General features: G+C 51.7%; 18 protein-coding genes and 1 tRNA gene. 5 read left to right on the top strand and 14 right to left on the bottom strand.

Annotated features, from left to right (window positions below):
• Positions 1–36: 36 nt before the first annotated feature.
• The 3 genes from JFC11_RS18445 to JFC11_RS18435 form a co-directional block, all read right to left on the bottom strand.
• Positions 37–567, bottom strand: a complete 531-nt coding sequence (locus tag JFC11_RS18445) for a hypothetical protein (protein WP_198350219.1) — start codon at positions 565–567, stop codon at positions 37–39.
• Between the two features lie 106 nt (positions 568–673).
• Positions 674–2,455, bottom strand: a complete 1,782-nt coding sequence (locus JFC11_RS18440) for a sodium:solute symporter family protein (protein WP_038477969.1) — start codon at positions 2,453–2,455, stop codon at positions 674–676.
• Between the two features lie 6 nt (positions 2,456–2,461).
• Positions 2,462–2,722, bottom strand: coding sequence for a DUF4212 domain-containing protein (locus JFC11_RS18435; protein WP_038477966.1), 261 nt, complete (start codon positions 2,720–2,722; stop codon positions 2,462–2,464).
• A gap of 596 nt (positions 2,723–3,318) precedes the next feature.
• On the opposite strand from JFC11_RS18435, the gene JFC11_RS18430 reads away from it, so the two are divergent.
• From JFC11_RS18430 to ttcA, 3 genes are all read left to right on the top strand, one after another.
• The gene (locus JFC11_RS18430; RefSeq protein WP_038477963.1) at positions 3,319–5,136 is read left to right on the top strand and encodes a putative nucleotidyltransferase substrate binding domain-containing protein; all 1,818 of its coding nucleotides are present in this window, start codon (positions 3,319–3,321) and stop codon (positions 5,134–5,136) included.
• A gap of 5 nt (positions 5,137–5,141) precedes the next feature.
• Positions 5,142–5,792 (top strand): 3'-5' exonuclease family protein, encoded by a 651-nt coding sequence (locus JFC11_RS18425; RefSeq protein ID WP_038486222.1) that lies wholly within the window; start codon positions 5,142–5,144, stop codon positions 5,790–5,792.
• Between the two features lie 66 nt (positions 5,793–5,858).
• Positions 5,859–6,824 carry a tRNA 2-thiocytidine(32) synthetase TtcA gene (ttcA, locus tag JFC11_RS18420; protein ID WP_198350227.1) on the top strand — a complete coding sequence of 322 codons (966 nt, stop codon included), beginning with the start codon at positions 5,859–5,861 and terminating at the stop codon, positions 6,822–6,824.
• Here ttcA and fnr read toward each other — a convergent pair.
• The 11 genes from fnr to ccoN all read right to left on the bottom strand — a co-directional run bounded on the left by fnr (position 6,811) and on the right by ccoN (position 17,951).
• Positions 6,811–7,563 carry a fumarate/nitrate reduction transcriptional regulator Fnr gene (fnr, locus tag JFC11_RS18415; protein WP_038477961.1) on the bottom strand — a complete coding sequence of 251 codons (753 nt, stop codon included), beginning with the start codon at positions 7,561–7,563 and terminating at the stop codon, positions 6,811–6,813. The two genes, ttcA and fnr, sit on opposite strands and share 14 nt — an antisense overlap.
• A 58-nt stretch (positions 7,564–7,621) precedes the next feature.
• Entirely contained in the window at positions 7,622–9,049 is a 1,428-nt protein-coding gene (gene hemN / locus JFC11_RS18410; protein ID WP_198350218.1) for an oxygen-independent coproporphyrinogen III oxidase, read from the bottom strand.
• A gap of 128 nt (positions 9,050–9,177) precedes the next feature.
• On the bottom strand, positions 9,178–9,873 hold the full coding sequence (locus JFC11_RS18405) for a sulfite exporter TauE/SafE family protein (protein ID WP_198350217.1): 696 nt from the start codon (positions 9,871–9,873) through the stop codon (positions 9,178–9,180).
• Positions 9,870–10,091, bottom strand: a complete 222-nt coding sequence (ccoS, locus tag JFC11_RS18400; protein WP_095604068.1) for a cbb3-type cytochrome oxidase assembly protein CcoS — start codon at positions 10,089–10,091, stop codon at positions 9,870–9,872. The genes JFC11_RS18405 and ccoS overlap by 4 nt, the downstream gene beginning before the upstream one ends.
• Entirely contained in the window at positions 10,088–12,565 is a 2,478-nt protein-coding gene (locus JFC11_RS18395) for a heavy metal translocating P-type ATPase (RefSeq protein ID WP_198350216.1), read from the bottom strand. Before JFC11_RS18395 ends, ccoS begins: the two co-directional genes overlap by 4 nt.
• Positions 12,562–13,086 (bottom strand): FixH family protein, encoded by a 525-nt coding sequence (locus JFC11_RS18390; protein WP_038477946.1) that lies wholly within the window; start codon positions 13,084–13,086, stop codon positions 12,562–12,564. The genes JFC11_RS18395 and JFC11_RS18390 overlap by 4 nt, the downstream gene beginning before the upstream one ends.
• Positions 13,087–13,093: 7 nt before the next feature.
• Positions 13,094–14,530 carry a cytochrome c oxidase accessory protein CcoG gene (ccoG, locus tag JFC11_RS18385; protein ID WP_038477943.1) on the bottom strand — a complete coding sequence of 479 codons (1,437 nt, stop codon included), beginning with the start codon at positions 14,528–14,530 and terminating at the stop codon, positions 13,094–13,096.
• A gap of 217 nt (positions 14,531–14,747) precedes the next feature.
• Positions 14,748–15,677, bottom strand: a complete 930-nt coding sequence (ccoP, locus tag JFC11_RS18380) for a cytochrome-c oxidase, cbb3-type subunit III (RefSeq protein WP_198350215.1) — start codon at positions 15,675–15,677, stop codon at positions 14,748–14,750.
• A complete protein-coding gene (locus JFC11_RS18375; protein WP_038477937.1) occupies positions 15,674–15,895 on the bottom strand; it encodes a CcoQ/FixQ family Cbb3-type cytochrome c oxidase assembly chaperone in 222 nt (73 codons plus the stop codon). Before JFC11_RS18375 ends, ccoP begins: the two co-directional genes overlap by 4 nt.
• A gap of 3 nt (positions 15,896–15,898) precedes the next feature.
• Positions 15,899–16,507: a cytochrome-c oxidase, cbb3-type subunit II gene (gene ccoO / locus JFC11_RS18370; protein WP_038477934.1), complete on the bottom strand. Its 609-nt coding sequence runs from the start codon at positions 16,505–16,507 to the stop codon at positions 15,899–15,901.
• A gap of 19 nt (positions 16,508–16,526) precedes the next feature.
• Positions 16,527–17,951, bottom strand: coding sequence for a cytochrome-c oxidase, cbb3-type subunit I (gene ccoN, locus JFC11_RS18365; protein ID WP_038477931.1), 1,425 nt, complete (start codon positions 17,949–17,951; stop codon positions 16,527–16,529).
• A 177-nt stretch (positions 17,952–18,128) separates the two neighbouring features.
• Here ccoN and JFC11_RS18360 point away from each other — a divergent pair, with 177 nt between their 5' ends.
• The gene (locus JFC11_RS18360; protein WP_038477928.1) at positions 18,129–18,881 is read left to right on the top strand and encodes an alpha/beta fold hydrolase; all 753 of its coding nucleotides are present in this window, start codon (positions 18,129–18,131) and stop codon (positions 18,879–18,881) included.
• 93 nt (positions 18,882–18,974) lie between these two features.
• A tRNA-Val gene (locus JFC11_RS18355) sits at positions 18,975–19,050 on the top strand.
• Positions 19,051–19,155: the final 105 nt, after the last annotated feature.

Below are 19,155 nucleotides of genomic sequence, written 5' to 3'. Positions count from 1 at the left end.
CTAAATAAAGACCCTATTCTAGGCGAAGGAGGGGCATCACGTCTGCTGGTCGGCGGCAAGTTGGCAAACGGTTGTTAACAAAGGGGCGGTTTCCCGTAGCGTGCGGCGTTCGCTTAATTCAGCGTCGCCCGTCTCTGTATTCAGGGGGACTATCTCACGGTGTGTGCAGTTCAAGACATAAGGCTGAGTGGTCAGTATATCGGTATGGCGGCGTTCGAATTGGTAGAGAATAAACTCAGCAATCAACTCATTGTCAATGTGACGAGCGCGCACATTGTCGCTATCAACGATGCTGAATTTAGTCGTCATCGGAAACACAAAGGTCCATGGTCGCCACACGGCGCTAGACGTATCGCTGGAAATGACGATGGCGGTTTCAGGTAGTTGAGAGCGCTTGTGTTCAAACCAGCTGTATTCGGTTGAGACCTGATACCCAAGCATACCCAGGCCACCAAAAACGGGCACGATCCATTTAGGCAGCCGTTTACGGCTAAGCGTTCTAAGTAATAGGCCTATCCCTGCGGCGGCAAGCCCGGCAAATACAGCGGCAACAAGATGCCAAATCATAAAATATCCTTTCTAAATGACATCGGGCTCCCCTAAGGAAGCCCGATGAGAAGTATCGATTCCGAATCTAATGGCAGTGTGCCAAAGAGGAGGATTCGATTATGACTTAGTGGTCGACCGCGACACCAGCACCTTTCGGGTAGCGGACGCTTTCTACCAGGTCTTGAATCTCCTGTGGAGGCTCTTCCGTTGCGCTAGAGACAGCAAACGCAGTTGCAAAGTTAATCATCGCGCCTATTGCACCGAAGGAGAGCGGTGAAATGCCCAGGATCCAATTGTCTGGCGTGTTAGCCAGCATGTTGGTGCCGGGGACGAAGAACCAACCGAGATAGGTGAAGATATAGAGCAGGGTGCAGATCAGACCTGCCAGCATGCCGCAAATCGCGCCTTTGCTGTTCATACGCTTGGAGAAAATGCCCATCATCAGCGCTGGGAACAGTGAGGCACCAGCGATACCAAAGGCAAGTGCAACGGTCTGTGCTGCGAACCCGGGTGGATTAAGCCCGAGATAGGTAGCCAGAAGAATTGCGCCGCCCATTGAGATGCGTGCTGCCAGCATTTCACCCTTTTCAGAGATTTTCGGATTGATCATTGTTTTGATCAAGTCATGACTAATGGCTGACGAGATAGCCAATAGTAGGCCAGCCGCTGTTGAAAGAGCTGCAGCGATACCGCCTGCCGCAATCAGGCCGATAACCCAGCCCGGCAAGTTGGCAATTTCAGGGTTCGCCAGTACGAGAATATCATTATTAACGGTCAGCTCGTTACCTTCCCAGCCACGATCAGAATAGTCGGTAGCATCATTGTACATCTGGATGCGGCCGTCATTGTTGAGATCGTTGAAGGCGATAAGCCCAGTTTCTTCCCACGTGCGCACCCACTCAGGACGATCTTCATAGAGAATCGGATTGCGGGCGGCTTCTTCGTAATTCTCTACTTGTCCTGCCATCTCGGGATAGACGGTGGTAGCCAAGTTTAGACGCGCCATGGAACCAACCGCAGGAGCGGTGAGGTACAGCAGTGCAATGAATACAAGTGCCCAACCAGCGGACCAGCGCGCATCAGCAACTTTCGGCACAGTGAAAAAGCGAATAATGACGTGGGGTAAACCAGCAGTACCCACCATTAGCGACAGAGTAAACAGCACCATGTTCAGCTTATTATCGACGTCGGCGGTATAGTCGCGGAAACCAAGTGCATTGACCACTTCATCCAGCTTGGTCAGTAGCGGAATACCAGACTCCGTATGAGTACTGAACATACCGAACATCGGAATCGGGTTGCCGGTTAGTTGCATGGCAATGAACACCGCCGGAATAGTATAGGCGATGATAAGCACTACGTACTGAGCGACCTGCGTGTAGGTAATACCTTTCATGCCGCCAAAAACGGCATACAGGAACACAATCAGCGCTGCGATCCAGATACCCCAGGTGTTGCTCACTTCCAAGAAGCGCGAGAAAGCAACGCCAGCACCGGTCATTTGACCGATAACGTAAGTAACAGAGGCAACGATTAAACACACAATCGCGACGAAGCGCGCAGTGTTGCTGTAGAAACGGTCACCAATAAAGTCGGGCACTGTAAACTTGCCAAACTTACGCAGGTAAGGCGCTAGCAGCATTGCCAGGATAACGTAACCACCTGTCCAGCCCATCAAGAAGGTGGAGTTAGCGTATCCGCCAGACGCTAGCAGACCGGCCATTGAAATAAACGATGCAGCTGACATCCAGTCAGCGGCAGTCGCCATACCGTTGGTGATAGGGTGAACGCCGCCCCCGGCAACGTAGAAGTCTTTGGTCGACCCGGCTCGTGCCCATATCGCAATCCCGATATAGAGCGCAAACGACGCGCCGACAAACAATAGGTTAATGGCAAACTGGCTCATACTGGCTTACTCCCCAAGGCCGAATTTTGCATCGAGTTTGTTCATTCTCCAGGCATAGAAGAAGATCAGTACGATGAAGGTGAGGATGGAGCCCTGTTGAGCGAACCAAAAGCCCAAGTCAGTCCCACCAACGGGAATGCCCGCTAGCAGCGGACGAAAGAGAATGGCACATCCATAAGAAACGAACGCCCAAACGGCCAAGCATCCAAAGATTAATCGGACGTTGGCTTTCCAGTATTCAGCAGCGTTGGATTTGTCATCTGCCATTGTGGTGCTCTCCAGTTGTGATTTTTAGGGTTGGAAAGTTAACTCAGGATAGCGTGTGATCCATTAGGGCAATCCTTCATAGAAAACCGCTCTTTTAGTTGTCTGCGATGATTTAGTGCGATTAGACGCATATCACCTTGTTGGTTAAGTTGCTCTGCTGGTTAATGGTTTGGCAAGGTTTTCTTCAGTGCCTTGATAAGTGTTTAACAAGTGCCACGTGAACATCCTGTATAGCCCGTTGTTAATAGTGGGCAATAATTGCAAAAAATAAATCCCAGACTTTGGTATCAATGAGCTTTCAGTACGTATTGTGATGTTTATTATTGAAAATAAATACTTGTTTTTGAAGTTTTTTTTAGCTTTGATATCTGGGTGATAGGACGATGGTCTATGGGTCGCTTAAAAGCAATGTTTGCTACTTTTAATAGGTGGTATATTAAGTGGCCAAGTTTGCTAGTTCGTGTCGCTACTTTGGTCGCTAAACAAACGTCTTTGCGACGTTAGCGGTATAGCAAAAGGTATAATAAAGGCGCTGGTTAAAAAGCAATCAAACCTTAAGCCATTGTGTTCTTCATCGCGATTAACTGGGGTCACTCATGATTGACGTTGATCTTTCCCAATTGCCCTTCACATTAATTGATGATGAAGGGCGTGACCACGTTCGTCGTGGTATGGACATCGCCTATTTTGATCGTGATGAAATTATTATCGAGATGGGGCAAGCGGGTGAATCGGTATTTTTGATTCACAAGGGCGAAGTTGCTGAACTAGATCCTACTTTGCCAGCGTCCAGTGCACGGATTGGGCACTACACGGCTGGTGATCTGTTTGGTGCCATTAGTATTCTGAACGGTAAAAGCCGCTATCGCTTCCAGGCTGAGCAAGAATGCTTGTGCTATGTGATGCCGAAGGCGCTATTTATAAAACTATGCCGTCATCATCCTGACTTCGAAAATTTCTTCAAACAGTCGCTATCTCACAAAGCGCGGTTAATGACTGAAAAGCGTGCCGAAGGCGGCGTGACCATGGCCGGTTTTATGTTGGCTAAAGTCAGCGAATGTATGCGTGAACCTCTTATCATGGATGCATCGACAGATATTGCCAGCGCGGTGCGTCAGCTCAACGATAGTCATGCAGATAGCTTGCTAGTCAAAACCCAGGGCGAGTTTGGCATTGTCACTAAAACCGATTTGCTCAATGGTGTCGTGCTGAATAACTATGAACATACAGCGCCCGTTGAGGATGTGGCCCATTTCTCGTTGGTGACCGTTACCCCCCATCAATACTTATTTGAAGCGCTCGTGCTGATGACGCGGCATAAAGTAACGCGGGTAGTGGTTATGGAACAGGGCGCCCTGAAAGGGGTGGTGGAGCTAACGGATGTCCTTAGCTATTTTTCGAGCCGTAGCTATGTCGTTAGTCTGCAGGTAGAACAGGCGAATAGCTTAGAAGCATTGGCGGCTGCCAGTCAACGCACGCCAGAATTGGTGAATGCGCTTATGGCGCAAGGGGTCAAGCTACGTTTTGCCATGGACCTACTGGCCGCGTTGAATGGCCGAATTATCAATAAAGCGTGGTCATTTGTTATTCCTGAGCAGTATCACTCCCAAAGTTGCCTAATGGTGATGGGGAGCGAAGGGCGCGGTGAACAAATTCTTAAAACAGATCAAGATAATGGCCTGATTTTAGCCGATGACAGCCAATGGCCTTCGCTTGCCGAAGACATGAATGTGCTTACCCAAACGCTGATTCAGCTCGGCTACCCACCATGCCCAGGTAATATCATGGTGTCTAATCCTGAATGGGTTGGCACTGTGTCGCAATGGAAAAACAACATTGCTAAATGGGTGAGTGCAAGAGATGGCGACAGCCTAATGAAGCTGGCGATTTTGCTGGATGCCCATGGTGTGGCTGGTAATCCGCAATTGCTAGACAGCGTGCGTGCAGAGCTGTTTGAACGCTGCTCACGGGATGAGCTATTGCTGTCTTACTTTGCGCGTGCTGCGCTGCGTTTCTCAACACCGCTAACGCTATTTGGCTCCTTAAAAAAGCCTCAGCATGGGATCGATATTAAAAAAGGCGGTATTTTTCCTATTGTTCATGGGGTGCGCACAATGGCCCTCGAGCGACGCATTAATGCCACTTCCACCTTAGATCGCCTGGACGCTTTAGCAGAAGATGGTCGTCTTGATCGCCGTTTTGCTGACGACCTGGGCGAGGCGCTGGCGCTGTTTACCGAACTACGTTTAAAGCAGCAGTTGCAGACAGCAGAAGCGTCGACTCAGCAGCGTAGTAACCGTGTTGTGGTGCAAGAACTCTCGTCCCTTGAGCGTGACCTGTTGCGTGAGGCGCTGCATATCGTAAAAGATTTTAAGCAGCGGCTCTCCCATCGTTATCATTTGGAGTATTCGTGAGCGGAATGCGCTTGTTAGACCGGCATATGTCACTGCTCAGTGGCTCGCTGCGTACATTAATGCAGCGCGAAAGCGACCGTCGACGTTGGGCAGATTCCCCCTACGCATGGCTGTTTCAGCCCTACATGGGGGAAGAAATGGTGGCGCTTGCCTGCCAGGTTAGCCCAGGCCAAGCGCCGGTGGTCAGCGTCGCTGCTGTTGTCTTAAGCCCAGGGAGAGTGCAGACCAGCCGAGCCTGGGTGGCTACCCTGGCAGAAGAGCAAAACAACAACGCCCCTGCATTGCGGCGACATCATCAGCTGTATGCGACGGACACGGTGCTGGCGCCTAACGCTGAGCATCTTGGGGCGCTAGCTGAATTCATCGGTAATCGGCCGCTAATTGGTTGGCAGTTAGGCCGCTCGGTGGAACACCTAAATCTTTTGTTTAAAGCCGGGCTGGGGTTTGGTTTGCCCAATGCCCAGGTCGATGTTGGAAAGCTACACTATCGTCAGCTGCGTCGCTTACATCCACAGTGTGAGACGAGCGGCCGCCTAACCGAAGCGCTCGCTCGTTGGCAAATACCCGCTCTTCAATGGATGGGAGTGCTGGGGGATGCAACCGCAAGCGCGCTTTTATATCTGCGTTTGCAGCGCGAGATCGCCCAGCAGGGGTAGTCGTTACTACCCTCACGGGATGAATCCACGGGTTTATCTTGGGTGGACGTGGTGAGTCTTGTTAGAATGCCCGCTGCTTCTTCTACCATCGGCAGTGCCTACACCATGCTACAACCTGACTATTTTGACCCCGCAGCGCCTGATACTGTTTCTATTGACAGCCCTGCTGTTAATAGCGCACAGACACCATCCGAGCATCACGCCGCTAAACAAAAGCGTGAATTTAATAAGCTACAAAAGCGCTTACGGCGAGAGGTTGGTAACGCCATCATTGATTATCAAATGATTGGTGAAGGTGACAAGGTGATGGTGTGCCTGTCTGGCGGCAAAGATAGCTATACGATGCTGGAGATACTGCTTAACCTGCAGCGCAACGCGCCGGTTAACTTCTCTCTGGTCGCTGTCAATATGGATCAAAAACAGCCAGGCTTCCCGGAGCATGTGCTGCCCCAGTACCTAGATGAAGTGGGTGTCGAATACCACATTCTAGAGCGTGACACCTACTCGGTGGTGAAAGAGAAAACCCCAGAAGGAAAAACGACCTGCGCGCTCTGCTCACGACTAAGACGTGGCTCGCTCTATGGGTTTGCCGAGGAAATTGGGGCAACGAAAATTGCCCTAGGGCATCATCGTGAAGATATTTTAGAAACGTTATTTCTTAACATGTTCTTTGGTGGCACTTTGAAAGCAATGCCTCCCAAACTTTTATCTGACGATGGCAAGAATATTGTCATTCGCCCCCTTGCCTACTGCAAAGAGGCTGATATTGCAGAGTTTTCTCGGCTAATGGAATTCCCCATTATTCCCTGCAACTTATGTGGCTCTCAGCCCAATCTCCAGCGTCAAGTTGTCAAAGATATGTTGGCTGAGTGGGATAAAAAACATCCAGGACGCCTAGAAAGCATGTTTAAAGCGGTGACCAATGTAGCGCCTTCCCAGCTAGCAGACCGCCGTTTATTTGACTTTGCTGGCCTTGAAGCCAAACAAGCGGCGTTGATGGAAGGGCGTATTCAGGCGCTTAGCGTGGACTAGCCGACTGTTCTTCCTCTTCAGCTAGCGTGATGAGGCGCCGCATATCTAAAATATTAACCTCCCGCCCTGAAACAGCCACCACCTCTTGCTGTTGAAAGCGGCTAAGAATACGGCTGACCGTTTCTACCGCCAAGCCTAAGTAATTGCCAATGTCGGCGCGGGACATGGAGAGTCTGAAGCTATAAGGCGAGTATCCACGTCGACGAAAACGGTCTGAAAGGGTGACTAAAAAGCTGGCTAGTCGCTGATCGGCCGTTTTGCGCGATAGCAAGCGCATCATACGCCGGTCATCTCGCAATTCTTTGCTCATGCTCCGATAAAGCTGGCCACGTAGTTCGGGCAGTTCTTCGGAAAGCAGGTCCAAGCGGTCAAATGGGATTTCACACACCGTAGTGGTTTCCAGTGCAATGACGCTACCGGGGTAGTGCTCTTCGTCAATTCCATCTAATCCTACTAGTTCGCTGGGAAGGTAGAAATTTGTCAGCTGATCATTGCCGTTCCCTTCGCTGGTCACCTGTTTCAGGCTGCCTGAGCGGACGGCATACACACTGGTGAAGTGATCACCCTGGCGAAACAGGGGCTCGCCTTTTTTGAGCGGTGCGCGGCGGCGAATGATGGCATCAAACTGGCTCATGTCCTCAAGCTCTAAGGCGAGCGGTAGACACAACGAGCTTAGGCTACAGGTCTGACAGCGCGCCTCTTGCAGCAGTGAGCGTCGTTGGCTGGCGGGGTGTGGCATATCATTCTCCCTTTCTCGTTAGCCATCATAGGCCCAGAGGCAAGACGTCTCAAGAAGCTTATACAATCTTAGAGTAGCGCTGAGTAGGCTGATCAGCTATGCGAGCATCAAAGGCCATCGCCAAATGGCGAATCAGCAGCCGTCCAGTGGGGGTGGCGCTAATAACTTGCTGATGGCGAGTGATTAAGCCGTCTTGCTCAGCTATCTTCAATTGCTTAATTGCGGTGGAGAAATAGTCATTAGCATCGATGTGCCAACGCTTTCCAACTGCCGCTAGATCAATGTGCATGTCGCACATTAGCCGTTCAATCACGTCTCTTCGTATTAGGTCGTCCTTATTTAACCTTAATCCTTTGACGGTTGCCAGCTTACCTTGATCTAAGGCTGCTTCATATTGGTCAAGCTGAGTCGGGTTTTGTGCGTAAACGTTGTCAACCCGTGATATAGCGGATACGCCTAAGCCAACTAAATCGCACTGTGCATGGCTAGAGTAGCCCTGGAAATTGCGTTGTAAGGTGCCGTTGCGCTGTGCAATCGCTAGGCTATCGTCAGGTCGTGCAAAGTGATCCATGCCAATATGCACATAGCCTGCGTTAGTCAGCATTTCTATGGTGGTATGCAAAATAGCCAGCTTTTCATCAGCGCTGGGGAGGTCCGTTTCGTTAATGCGTCGTTGTGGCGCAAAGCGGGTGGGCATGTGCGCATAATTAAATACGGACAGCCGTGCAGGGTTGAGTTCGATGACTTGACTTAGCGTCTCAGCAAAGCTTTTTTCGGTTTGAAATGGCAGCCCATAAATTAAATCAAGATTGAGTGAGCGAAAACCAAGACGGTGTGCTTCTTCCATCAACGTTTCGGTGAGTACCCGGGGTTGTACTCGGTTGATAGCTTTTTGTACCTGCGGATTTAAATCCTGCACGCCAAGGCTTAGTCGATTAAAGCCGAGAGACTGTAGATGGCGCAACGTAAATACATCTGCTTCACGAGGATCTATTTCAATAGCGTAATCGCGATCGGCTGAGCTAGATAAACCAAAACGGGCATCTAGGCGGTCAATTAGGTCCCCCATCTGTGCCAAGGTTAGAAATGTGGGCGTACCACCACCCCAGTGTAACTGTTGCACCGGGCGTGAAGTGTCTAAATGGCGGGCAGTGAGCACCATTTCTCGATCTAGCCGAGAAAGGTAAGGTTCTGCAAGGGCGGTATTCTTCGTTGCGATTTTATTGCAAGCGCAGTAGAAGCAAATTTTTCGACAAAAGGGTACATGTACATACAGTGATAGCGGGCGGTGGCTCTCGTTACTGCGCGCTAGCGCCTGAGTAAAGTCATCGGCACTAAACTGCTCATGAAACGCTAGAGCTGTCGGGTAGGACGTGTAACGTGGGCCACTTTTGTCATAGCGACGCAGCAGCGTTTCATTCCAGGCATTAGCCCCAGACACATCAGTGTTGGTAGGTGAGAAGGCAGCAGTGGCATGAACGGGCATGGCGAGCGCTCCGAAGTGAGAAGTAAACAAAAGGAGTGACTGAGCGCCGTCGCTCAGTGTTCTCTCGGCATGCTACGTCGGTGTCACTTGGAATGCGTTGAGCTATATCAAACTATAGGAGGGTCTGACTAATGCGCTGTTAGAGGAATAAGCGTCCATAGCTGCCAAAGGGCGAAACTTATAATCGACAGTGCGGCGACGCTGCGAGTGGCAGGGTGGCGAATTAAATGGCTTAACTGCTGTGCTGCAAGTCCTGTTGCCAGCAGAGCAGGGAGTGTACCCAGGCCAAAAGCCCCCATTAGAAGCGCGCCATCGAGTGGGTCTGCAATCGCTAAGCTCCAGGCTAGCATGGAGTAAACCAGCCCACAGGGTAGCCAGCCCCACAGTGTCCCTAGGGCGAAGGCTTGAGGAAGTCGCACGACAGGCATCAGGCGTCTTCCCACTGGCTCAATATATCGCCAAAGGTGCCTTCCCACCGCTTCTACTTTCAGCAGTCCTTTCCACCAGTTGGCGATATAGAGCGCCATTAAGATGAGCATCAATGCGGCGAAAGCCTGCAATGCAACACGTGCAGACGGAGAAAGTGAGATAAGTGTGCCAAGTGCAGCAACAATGGCACCCGCCACCATATAGCTGAGAATGCGTCCGGCGTTATAGCTAATCAGCAGCCCACCCATGCGGGCAGGGTGTCGCATGCTAGGCGGTACGGCAAAGGTCAGCGCGCTCATAATGCCGCCACACATGCCGATACAGTGGGCGCCGCCCATTAAGCCAAATACAAACGCGGCTAGCAGGGGCGGTAAATCAAGTCCCGTCGGATTCATGCGGGCGGCTCTTGGTTATCTTGAGAAGAAGAGCCGCTTTTTTTACGTGCGGCACGCTGCTCGGGAGTCAGGTCATTCTCATCGTCGTCGAATAGGATGCGGTGGGCTGGCCCTTCTAAATCGTCAAACTGGTCGTGCTTCACGGCCCAGAAAAACGCCCACACCGCGAGGCCCAGAAGAGTGAGTGAAAGTGGAATCAGTAAGTATAAAATCGTCATGCCGTCACCGGTGTTGATAGGGCAATCTGAGGGGCGGGCGGCGTACGCCAGCGAGTAAGACGCAGCGCGTTACCTACCACAATCAGGGAGCTTAGCGACATGCCAATCGCAGCGAGCCAGGGGGGGATTAACCCCATTGCTGCTAAAGGCAGTGCCGAAAAGTTGTAGCAAACCGACCACATCATATTTTGGCGCATAATTCGGCGTGTGGCGCAGGAAATATCAATCGCCTCAAAAATACGCATTAGGCGTGGACTGAGCAATATCGCGTCGGCGCGGGTACGGGCGAGGTCTGTGGCGCCATTCATAGCAATGGCAACGTCAGCGCCAGCTAATACCGGCACATCATTGATACCGTCACCGATCATCACGACACGCTCACCGCTGGCTTGTAACTCACGTAGTCGTGCCAGCTTGCCCTCAGGCGATTTGCCAGCGTGCCACGTGGTAATATTGAGCTGTTCTGCCAAGCTCTCTACCGCTTCTTGCGTGTCACCAGAAAGTAGTTCTACTTCCAATCCACGGGCTTGAAGTGCGGCAACGGTTTGAGCCGCATCTTCACGAATGCCATCGTGTAGCTTGAACCAGGCACGTGGTGCGCTGTTTTCACTGAGTAAAAGCCACTGGCCGGTGCTTGGTGGAGGCAGTGTGGTTGTCGTCGCAAAATCAGGTTTGCCTAATCGCCATGTTGCGCCGTTTAAAGTGCCTTCTAGCCCGCTTCCAGTCACACTTTTGATGTTGCGTGCCTGCAGAGTGGCATCTCTAAATGGGCGAAAAGCTCTGGCTATGGGGTGTTCAGAGTGTGCCTCTAGCGCCGCCGCGATGGCTTGGGCATGCTCTTCACTGAGCGTCGTATCGCTGTGGGCGAGATGCTGTTGGTCAATAGGGTGCGTTTGGGTCAGCTGCATTTCGCCGCGGGTCAGCGTACCGGTCTTATCAAAGATCACGCGGGTGACGTTGGAGAGTGATTCGATCGCGTCAGCACGTGTAATTAGTACGCCTCGCTGGCGCAATTGGCCATGCCCTGCTGTCAGCGCAGTGGGGGTGGCCAGCGCCAGTGCACAAGGGCAAGTGACTACTAATACCGAGAGTAGTACCCATAGCACACGAGATGGATCAATAAACCACCATGCTACGGTGACACACGCGGTAACGATCAGCAGTCGTAATACAAACAGGTGCGCCATACGCGCCGCCATCTGGGCAAGTCGTGGGCGACTTGCAAAGGCGCGATCGGTTAAATCGACAATACCGGCCACTCTGGCGCTATTGCCAGCATGGGTTACCTTTATGGTGAGCGGGTTTTCCATGTTTTGGCTGCCACCCACCACGCTTTCGCCTACCCGTCGAGTCACTGGCAAATACTCACCGGTCAGCATCGACTCATCAAGGCTGGATTCGCCGTCTTCGATAATGCCGTCAGCGGGAACGCCATGACCGGGCTTGATGAGCACGCGGTCGCCTTCTTTAAGTTCACTGGCAGGCAGAATGCGTTCACTGCCATCAGCTTCAAGGCGAATAGCGGACACCGGCAAAACGCCGCTCAGCGCATTGCCACTGTGGCCGCTGCGCCGCCTGGCCCTACCTTCTACATAACGGCCAAATAGCAAGAAGAAGGTAAACATGGCGACCGAGTCGAAATAAACATCGCCAACGTTAAACAGCACTGCATAACTGCTCGCCAAATAGGCGCCGCCAATGGCTAGCGAGACCGGCACATCCATGCCAAGAACGCCGGTTTTTAGATCACGCAATGCGTTACGGAAAAAAGGCTGCGCTGAGAAAAATACCACGGGCGTGGCTAGAGCAAACGATAGCCAGTGAAACAGAGCGTAAAAGTCTTCGCTAAGCTCACCTGGCCCCGATACATAAATGGGAATGGAGAACATCATGACCTGCATCATCCCGACAGCCGCGACAATCAGGCGTCGCACATTCATGCGTTCTTCATGTTGTAAGCGCGTTTGGGCTTGATCAGGTTCATAGGGCTGCGCATCGTAGCCAATGGCCGCTAGTTCAGCGAACAGCTGTGAGAGGTTGATGACGGCGGGGTCCCAGCTCACACGTAGGCGATGATGGGTAAGGTTGACCGCGCTAGAAGTAACGCCATCAAGTGCATTCAAACGGTGTTCAATGAGCCAGGCGCAGGCTGCACAGGTGATGCCGTCTATTGCTAGTGTGGCTCGTACTTGTCCTTCGTCACCCTCTGGGTGAACAAACTGCGCTTGCAGCCCTGGGTCATCAAATACCGACCAGGTTTCTGCTTTGGCAGCTTGGCGCTCGTCAGGGCGCTCTGGCATTTCTGTGCGATAGCGATAATAGCTCTCCAACCCGCCATCAACGATGGCGTGGGCGACGGCTTCGCAACCTGGGCAGCATAGTGGTTTGGATGTGTCGTCAATGTTAATTCGCCACGGTGCCCCTTCGGGCACCGGGTTGCCGCAGTGGTAGCAGCTAAGGGCGGTCGTGGTCATTCGTTCTCCGAGCGCCCGCCAGGTAGTAGTGCAATCGTGTTTTCGTCAGGAAAGCGTGCTTCTCCGATAAGGCGCCATTCTGATTCATCGCCTTGCTCTGGCTGTAGCTGTAGATACCAGCGATAGCGCAGATTGTCAGGTCCTTGAGTGATGTAGCGGCCTTCGCGCACATGCTCTAGTACAAACGACTGGTCACGATCGTCTTCGGTGGGAAAGATAAGATCTAGATAGAGCTTATCTGGGCGAGCATCACCCGCAAGATCAACAACAATATCGCTGGTAAGCGGATCAATGCGTAACTCGGCACTTAAATTTAAAGCGCGCGCTTGCTCTTGCTTGGCGAATACCATGTTAATTGCTTTGCCGTGCTCGTAGTAATCTTCTTGTACCACCATACCGTCGTAGCTTTTGATCGACATAACCGCAAAGGTCGTGCTGACAATAATGGAGGAGAACAGCAAGCCTAACAAAAACCATGGCCAGAACTGTTTGTACCAAGGTGTAATCGTAGGGTCTGACATAACGCATTTATCTCCTGGCGTTACCTAAGAAGCGGGCTTCACGCTCCTGACGGATTTGCTCATCTTGTTGTGCTTGTAGCACAAAAGTAATGGGGTGGCTGGGCTGGCTTAGATCTTGAGGGTTTGCAAGTACGGTGACTACCTGAATGCGAGACTCGCCTGCTGGCACGCTAATCGACGCGCTATCTAGCGTTAAGCTGGGTAGGCCTAACACACTGATTTGGTAAGTGTGTGGCTGGTTATCAAGGTTACGCACTGTAAGGCTGTAAACATTGCTGATTTGCCCTTCTCGGGTCATTTGATACAGCTGTGTGCGCTCACGCTCGGCGTCGAAACTAAGTGGTATGCGGTCGTTAACCGCCCAGGCAAACGCAACGACCATAATAATCAGCGCGGCAAAGTAGCCCAGCAGTCGAGGCCGTAAGATGTGGCTTTTCTTGCCTTCTAGCGCATTTTCCGTTGTGTAGCGAATAAGCCCTTTGGGGTAGCCCATTTTGTCCATGACGCTGTCACAGGCATCAATGCAGGCTGCACAGGTAATGCACTCGTACTGGAGCCCATCACGAATATCAATACCTGTTGGGCAAACCTGAACGCATAGCTCGCAGTCTATACAGTCGCCAAAGCCGGCTTCTCTCGCCTGAGTATGGCTAAGCGACTTCTTCCGCCGACCTCTTGGCTCGCCGCGTGCTTCGTCGTACGACACGATCAGCGTGTCGCGATCAAACATGACTGATTGGAAGCGCGCGTAGGGGCACATGTAAATACACACCTGCTCACGCAGCCAGCCTGCATTTAAATAGGTAAATACTAAAAAGAAGCCAACCCAAAAATAGGACCAGCCATGGGCTTCTAGCGTAGGCAGTTCCGTTACTAGCGTGCGGATGGGGGTGAAGTAACCCACAAAAGTAATGCCAGTAGCCAAAGAAATCAGTAACCAAGCGGAATGTTTAGCTCCTTTCCGCCACGCTTTGTCAGCATTCATTGGCTGCTTGTCGAGCTTAATACGGTGGTTTCTAGATCCCTCTATGCGGTGCTCAAGCCAAATAAATAAGAATGTCCAGACGCTTTGTGGGCAGGTATAGCCACACCAAACGCGTCCAGCAAAAACAGTAATAAAAAATAGCCCAAAGGCACAGATAATAAGCAGCCACGAAAGTAATACGAACTCTTGGGGATAAAATGTGGCAGCAAAAATATGAAACTCTCGGCCTGGAAGGTCAAACCAGATAGCAGGGCGGTCGCCCCAGTTCAGCCATGGAAGCAGGAAAAAGCCCAGCATAAGCGCCCAGTTGGCGCTGCGCCTTACTTTCTGGAAGAGCCCTTTAATTTCGCGCACATAAATATGTCGGCGCTTAGCATACATGCTCTGAGTTGTACTTTCCCCAGGGGTATGGTGCCCAACGGGCGGCGGCGTAATATCTTGGCTAGGTATTTTTTCCATGGCGATGATCGCAGCTCACTAAGGCGGGAATGGGCGGCAGCATGGATATCGTGGCGTTAAACCTGCGACGCTAGATAACACAACTGTATGCCGTGTCGCTAAATAATAGTGTAACGGATAGAAAGGGTATCTGGACGGACGGTGGATGAAGAAAGGGTGCGGTATGAAACCGCACCCTCGTGATACTACCTACAAGCGGTTGCTACTAACTAAGCGATTAGTCGTTGAAGCGTAGGCTGTAGACATAAGCGGCTACTAGATGAACACGCTCTTCACCGATATAAGCCGCTTGTGCTGGCATGTGGCCGTTACGACCATTGCGCAGTGTTTGGCGGACAGAATCAGCAACGCTTTGTCCCGGTGCCAAATAGAGCCATACATCATCAGTAAGGTTAGGTGCGCCAAGCGCGGTATTTCCCGTTCCACTGGGTGTATGACATGCCGCGCACGCTGCTAGGAAAGTGCTTTCGCCACTGGCTGCACGGTCTGCATCATGCTCTTCGCCAGACATTGAGAGAACGTACTGAGTGAGGTTCTCAATGTTGTTCTCGCCAAGCTGCTGCCAGGCAGGCATTAATCCATTACGGCCATTATTCAACGTCGTCATGATGTTTTCCGGCTCACCGCCATACAGCCAGTCGTCATCGGTGAGGTTTGGGAAGCCGTAACCACCTTGGGCGTTAGAACCGTGACATACCGCGCAGTTGTTCAGGAAAACACGCTCTGCTACCCGCATTGCTTCAGCGTCTTTTGCCAATTCAGGAATAGGTATTTCCTGATACTGAGCAAAAATCGGTGTGAAGCGCTCTTCGGCATTCGCAACCTCTTCTTCCCACTGGCCTTCTTGGGACCAGCCCAAAATGCCCGCATAGTTACCTAGGCCTGGGTAAAGTACTAAGTAGCCCAAGGCAAAAATAACGGTGAGGATAAACAGCTTGAACCACCACTGGGGTAGTGCGTTGTCGTACTCTTCGATCCCATCAGCCGCGTGGCCAGTGGTTTCGATATTGCCATCAGCATCGGGTGTTTTATCGGTACGACGGTTGGATAATAAGATCCAAACGCTCAGAGCGATAGTGCCCAGTGTGACGACAATGATCCAGGCGCTCCAGAAACTGGATAGGGAGTCACCCCATAAATTATTCATGTATTTTTATCTCCCCTGTCGTGGCGGGAATCCACTTCGTGCTCAGACGAAGCATGCTTGTCACGGGTCGGTTGCTTATCATCGTCATCGGCGAAAGGCAGGTTAGCTGCTTCGTCGAAGTCTGGTTTGCGTCGCTTGGAATAAGCCCATAAACAGATGCCAATAAAAGCGACAATCAATATCAGCGTGATAAGGCCGCGGAAAGTTCCCGTATCCATAACTTAACGAGTGCCCTCAAGCACGGTGCCTAACTGCTGCAAGTAGGCCACCAGTGCAGTAATTTCCTGGGTGCCGCGAACGTCTTCTGTCGCAGTGGCGATATCTTCATCGGTATATGGCACGCCTAGCTGACGCAGCGTGCGCATTTTTGCCGGTGTCGATTCGCCATCCAAGGTGTTTTCAAACAGCCAAGGATATTCAGGCATGACTGACTCGGGTACCACATCTCGTGGGTTATAGAGGTGGGCGCGGTGCCAATCATCACTATAACGTCCACCTACGCGAGCAAGATCCGGCCCAGTGCGCTTAGAACCCCAAAGGAAGTTGTGTTCGTAAACCTGTTCGCCTGCAACGTTATAGTGGCCATAGCGTTCGGTTTCTGCCCTGAAGGGGCGAACCATCTGGGAGTGGCAGCCTACGCAGCCCTCGCGGCGGTATATGTCGCGCCCTTCCAGTTCCAGTGCGGTGAGAGGCTTGAGGCCCTCAACTGGCTCAGTTGTTTGCTTTTGAAAGAACAGCGGTACGACTTCGGCCAGGCCACCAAAGCTGATCGCAACCAGGATCAACACGGCGAGCAGGCCAACGTTCTTTTCAACAATCTCGTGTTTCATTGGTCTCAACTTCCCCGTTTTAAGCGGCTTGTGGCGCTGAATGGCTAATCGTTTCGCGACGCTTTACGGTCATGTAAACGTTGAATGCCATAATTAGCATGCCTGTTACCCAGAAGAGGCCGCCAATCATACGCACAAAGTAGCCGGGGCCACTGGCTTCGACAGACTCTACAAAGGTGTACATCAGCGTGCCGTCAGCATTAATCGCGCGCCACATTAGGCCTTGCATGATGCCGTTGACCCACATGGCGGCGATATACAACACAGTACCAATGGTGGCTAACCAGAAATGCACCGCAATTAGATTGACGGAGTACATCTCGGTACGCCCAAAGACCCGCGGGATCAGGTGGTACATAGAGCCAATGGTAATCATCGCTACCCAACCTAGCGCACCAGCATGCACGTGACCAATGGTCCAATCGGTGTAATGCGACAGCGCGTTGACGGTCTTGATGGCCATCATTGGCCCTTCAAACGTCGACATGCCGTAGAACGACAGCGCTACCACCAGGAAGCGAAGTGTTGGATCGGTGCGCAGTTTATGCCAAGCGCCAGACAGGGTCATCATGCCGTTAATCATACCGCCCCAGGAAGGCGCAAGCAGGATGATAGACATAATCATACCCAGCGACTGTGCCCAGTTAGGCAGCGCTGTGTAGTGAAGGTGGTGGGGGCCTGCCCACATATAAATCATAATCAACGCCCAGAAATGGACGATGGAGAGGCGGTAGGAATAGACCGGGCGTTCGGCCTGTTTTGGCACGAAGTAGTACATCATGCCCAGGAAGCCTGCCGTCAGGAAGAAGCCGACCGCATTGTGGCCATACCACCACTGCACCATCGCATCTACCGCACCCGCATAAATCGAGGTGGAGTACATGGGGGTGACCGGAATGGCCGCATTATTAACGATGTGCAGCACCGCGACGGTCAAAATGAACGCTGCAAAGAACCAGTTCGCCACGTAAATATGGGAAGTGGTGCGCTTTTTAATCGTCATTAAGAAAACGATAGCGTAGCTAATCCAAACGACCGCAATCAAAATATTGATAGGCCATTCAAGCTCTGCATACTCTTTTGTAGTGGTATAGCCTAGCGGCAATGACACGACAGCCGAGAGAATAACCGCTTGCCATCCCCAGAAGGTGAACGCTGCGAGCTTGTCAGAGAACAGGCGAGTCTGACAGGTACGCTGTACGACATAATAAGACGTCGCAAATAGCGCTGAGCCACCGAAGGCGAAGATAACAGCGTTAGTGTGTAACGGACGTAAGCGCCCGAAGCTTGTCCAAGGTAAGCCGAGGTTCAGTTGCGGCCAAACTAGCTGGGAGGCAAGGATAACGCCAAGCGTCATACCTACAATGCCCCACACAACGGTCATGATCGCGAACTGCCGAACTACCTTGTAGTTGTAGGTCGGGTGTTCCAGTGCTGTGCTCATTTCATGTTCCCATCGAACGCGGTTAGGGGGTAACCCGTAGCATTTTGCATTAGCATTTTGCCCGGGTGCGGCCACCCGCTTGATGATGCAGGTCAAGATCCGATAGAGATTCTATCGCAGCCGCGCCTTAAGCTGAACACGCCAATAGAAGTAACACTGAATTATTAGGAGTTAATCGTGTCTTATTACGCGGGTTTTGGTTTCGTCGATATACACCCAGCAGCTTTAAACGACGCGTTAGCTAATCCCAGCGTACAGCGGTTTATAGTGACTGGGCACGGCCCGCTTTCAGTTTTGGGGTCGCCTAAGGTAGGCCGAATACTACTTGCTCATGGCGCAGGGGCGGGTCATTGCTCTGTGTTTATGCGGCAATTTGCCGCGACGTTAGCAGCGCAAGGCATGCAGGTATTGGCAATTGATTTTCCCTACATGCAGCAGATTAACGAGCAGGGTAAACGCCGTCCGCCACCCCCTATCAAGCAAACGGTGGCTAATTTTGCCTCATGGTACTCGCTACTGACGTCTTTAAGCGATCAGCCCTTGTGGGTGGGCGGTAAGTCGATGGGTGGGCGTGTTGCCACTTTATTTGCCAGTGAAATGCTTGCCAATAATGAAGTGCATGGTCCTGGCGTTATTGTCGCGGGCTATCCTTTCCATCCACCTAAAAAACTAGACAAAACCCGTTTGGAACATTTTCCCGCTATTCGTTGCCCCGTGCAGATTCTTCAGGGGGAACGAGATCCCTTTGGCAATGTAGATGAGGTTTTAGGCTATAACCTTCCTAATAATATTAACGTTGCTTGGCTTGCTGATGGCGATCATGATTTTAAACCTAGACGTGTTTCTGGATTAAATCAGCAAGTTTTGATTGACGAAGCGGCCATACTTGCGGCATCCTTCGTCCGCGCTCACCAAGCAAGGTACGTGTGATGAGTGGCAATACGCTGGTTTGAATCGAAAATTTGAACGCGCCGTGTTGACATATCACCAAGTTCCTGTAGAATGCAGCGCCACGTGACCAGCGGGTGGTTAGCTCAGTTGGGAGAGCACCAGCCTTACAAGCTGGGGGTCACTGGTTCGAACCCAGTACCACCCACCATTTATTTGGTCGTTTGGAAACGTGAAGCAGTAGCAATTGATGCATTAAGTGGACCGGTAGTTCAGTTGGTTAGAATGCCGGCCTGTCACGCCGGAGGTCGCGAGT

The sequence above is a fragment of the Vreelandella alkaliphila genome, from assembly GCF_016107625.1.
Taxonomy (GTDB): domain Bacteria; phylum Pseudomonadota; class Gammaproteobacteria; order Pseudomonadales; family Halomonadaceae; genus Vreelandella; species Vreelandella alkaliphila.
Note: the sequence above shows the minus strand (reverse complement) of the source record. Positions and strands in the feature narration are given on the sequence as shown.